The organism is Salmonella sp. SAL04162 (genome assembly GCF_046551535.1).
Lineage (GTDB): Bacteria > Pseudomonadota > Gammaproteobacteria > Enterobacterales > Enterobacteriaceae > Salmonella > Salmonella enterica.
Window position 1 is genome coordinate 1 of the sequence record NZ_JBGDVX010000039.1, and the last position, 2,053, is coordinate 2,053.

Consider the following 2,053-nt stretch of genomic DNA (forward strand, 5'->3'; position numbering starts at 1 on the left):
CGCGGCGCGCGGAACTGAGTCTGTTCCTGGAGGATGGCGCTGTTCCCCTGGGTAGAGTAGAGATGTGGCGCGGTGGTTTTAGTTCAGGCATATCTGTTACTCCGCCTCTTTCGATTGGTGGTGCCTTACTGTCCTGAGCGTGACCCCGTTTCCACATCCCTCTCATCGAACCGGACTTGCGGATTTCCCGCATCCGGCTCTCTTGCAGCACATCAGACCTTCGCGTTCGGGCGGCTACGGGAAATGTCCAGCAGGCGTATCAGTCCTAACTGCTTATACAGGTACTGGTCGGAATACTGGCGATATCCCGTTCCCCGCTGACCTTTCCTTCTCTGTAACCAGATCCTGACCCGTCTCGCCGTGTAGTTATCAATGTCACGGTAAATCTGTGACACTGGTCCCTGATTGAAGTAACTGGCCCATCCTCTGAGAAGCGGATTTAACCTTTCCACTCTTTGAGCTATGGGAGTACTATTCCAGCGTCGTGTAGTCTGGGCGTGTATTTCCTGCTTAAGTCGTTTGAGCGCTTTCCGGGATATTGTGGTTCCCCAGAAGGGACGACCACCTCTGGCATAGAATCGACCAATGGTATAACCGAGAAAATCAAAGTTTCCTTCCGGTAATATAACCAGCCGGGTTTTCTGTTCATTGACAGTAAGCCCCAGCCTTCCCATCAGACTATTCATCCTTTCCATGGCCTGTTTTCCGGTTCCTCTTTTACACAATATCACCAAATCGTCAGCATAATTGACGATCTCGCTGTTATTCTCCCAGAAAGGAGTCCCGCTATTCCAGGCCAACATAAATCGCCTGAAATAGAGGTTTCCCAGCAACGGACTTATTGGCGAGCCCTGGGCCGTTCCACGATGTGTGTTACGGGCAACAGTGGTACGGATTTCGACCCCTTGTCTGGTCCGTTCCACTACCGGTGCTCTGAGCCATTGGCGAATTATCCCGAGTACGCTGCCATCAGTTATCCTTCGGGCGAGGCATTTCATCAATTGCCCGTGCGGGATCGTGCTGAAGTAGTCAGATAAATCTGCATCAACGACTTCTCTGGCAAAGCGCTTCGAGATACCGAAGTAAACTCTGCGTATGGCCATTTTGGCGTCAATGTGACTTCTGAATCCGTACTGCCGTGGAGACAGATCTGTGTCTAAAACAGGGTTGATAACGATCAACACTGCCGTCTGAACCACCCTGTCCTTTATTGTCGGGATACTTAGCGGACGTTGCCCGCCGCCATTGGCCTTGGGGATCCATACACGCAACAGGGGCGAGCACCGGTACTGCTTAGTGCTAAGCTCCTGCTTTAATCTTCGCAACCACTGACCTAACCCCCGTTGTTCTATGGAAGCGAAAGACTCACCATCTGCGCCGGGGGTTCCCCGGTTCAGACGGCATCGCCTGTAGGCCTCCACGAGAACGTCCGGGCGGCAGACCTTATCCCACAGACTGTGGAATTTTGCCGTTGCGTTACCCTTTGCTTTCTCCTGTAGTGTCTTCTGCAGGTTCTGAACCGATTCGAGCGGGGTTGTTAGGCTGATGCCAATCCCCGGGCTCTTCCTGCTTGTTACACTGGTACTGCAACAGGGGGCCTTCGCTCCTCTGACATTACTCAGTATCATAACTACTACGCCCCCATCCGCCATCCATAACGACCGACTCAGCCCCTCACGAGGCGTCGTTGCCCGCCTGCCGGGCGAACATCGTTATGGACTTCCCTTGTTGCACGATCGATCAATCGTTATGCGTGCTGTCACCACTACCCCGGTGGGTATGACCAGTGCTTTCCTCACTCTCTTCCCGGTCATCGTCGGCCTTCCCCGTTATTATGGCGTGTCGGCACCCACGACGGCATTTCGAGGCCTGCTCAGTGTTCACTCACGTTACGGCCCGCATAACCCGTTGACTTCCTTAAGAAGCCGTTTCAGGGAGAGCTTCAGCCCATTTGTTACCTCCTGGTCCGCTCCCTGTACTTCCGGCCGGAGCGAGAGTTAGCCGGGTCGGACTTTCACCGACGGAAAGATCGTGCCTTGCAAGGCACACACAA

Annotated in this window: 1 protein-coding gene; it reads right to left on the reverse strand. The window is 53.8% G+C overall.

Annotated features, from left to right (window positions below):
* Window positions 1–212: 212 nt before the first annotated feature.
* Window positions 213–1,652, reverse strand: coding sequence for a group II intron reverse transcriptase/maturase (ltrA, locus tag ACLJRH_RS26170; protein ID WP_410958295.1), 1,440 nt, complete (start codon window positions 1,650–1,652; stop codon window positions 213–215).
* Between the last annotated feature and the right edge of the window lie 401 nt (window positions 1,653–2,053).